The 707-nt window shown below is 41.2% G+C and carries 1 pseudogene; it reads right to left on the minus strand.

The annotated features are described in order from the left end of the window. Nucleotides 1-427: 427 nt before the first annotated feature. Nucleotides 428-707 (minus strand): annotated as a pseudogene (locus tag M595_RS28270) (hypothetical protein); the annotation flags it as partial.

Below are 707 nucleotides of genomic sequence, written 5' to 3' on the forward strand. Positions count from 1 at the left end.
ATGAGAAGAATTTTTTAGGGTTTATTCTTCTCTCATTATCAGCTTATATTGGATAAAATTGCATCAGTATTAACACTGAACTTTTGATCAAATTATTTTGACTGATAAAATTGGCGGATGACCCATCCAGTTCTAGGCTGAATGTCCCACTACCAAAGGATGATGAGGGGTTAATCGCCGGATGTTTTTTCGTCTACACTTACGAGTTCTGAAACCCATAAATATCAACTTTTTTTGTATTAAATTTAGTTGTTGAATTGTTTCCCTGATGAACCGGGAGAGAGAGGGTTTTAATGTGGAGTTTTACTAAATTTTGTTCTTATCCGTGTTTTTACGGATCACTTCTAGCTGATAGCTTTTAGGTTAAGACTAACAGAGTATAGGGGCGCAAACCACAGCGCCCTCAAAGCTAATTCATTACTTCTTATTACTCAGCCGGAGTCATGTTTTCTGCGGGGTTTGCTAAAGGTTCCTCAAACTCGCTTGGCATTGCTTCTGTTGGAAGTTCTGGGGGTTGAGTAACTTCCGGTTCCATCTCTAAAGGAGGTTCGACAACAGCATCCGGTTGAGTAACTTCCGGTTCCATCTCTAAAGGAGGTTCACCAACAGCATCCGGTTGAGTAACTTCCGGTTCCATCTCTAAAGGAGGTTCACCAACAGCATCCGGTTGAGTAACTTCCGGTTCCATCTCTAAAGGAGGTTCACCA

Source organism: Lyngbya aestuarii BL J (assembly GCF_000478195.2).
Classification (GTDB): Bacteria; Cyanobacteriota; Cyanobacteriia; order Cyanobacteriales; family Microcoleaceae; genus Capilliphycus; species Capilliphycus aestuarii.